Source organism: Pedobacter agri PB92 (genome assembly GCF_000258495.1).
GTDB classification, from domain to species: Bacteria; Bacteroidota; Bacteroidia; order Sphingobacteriales; family Sphingobacteriaceae; genus Pedobacter; species Pedobacter agri.
The window spans coordinates 1-236 of the sequence record NZ_AJLG01000376.1; the positions used below are offsets into that span (position 1 = coordinate 1).

A 236-nucleotide genomic window follows, 5' to 3' on the forward strand; every position below is an offset into this window, starting at 1 on the left:
TTGCCGAAACCTGTGTTAAGGTTACGTTTGCCAAACTTGCAGGGCTCACACCATTATAGGTATCGTTTGTCAACACATTCGGAACAGCAACTCCTCCGGTAAAGCCATTGGCCGTACCGGTATCAGTATTGGCATTCATTACCGGTGCAGTTACGGTTACCGTTACTGAAGCTTGTTTGGTCTGACCAGGGTTCAGCTTGTCCTCAACCTGATAAACCACCGTATAAGTTCCGGCA

The 236-nt window shown here is 47.9% G+C and carries 1 protein-coding gene; it reads right to left on the minus strand.

What is annotated here, in order from left to right:
- The coding region (locus ON09_RS23945; protein ID WP_010603609.1) for a hypothetical protein at positions 1-236 on the minus strand (236 nt) is incomplete at both ends.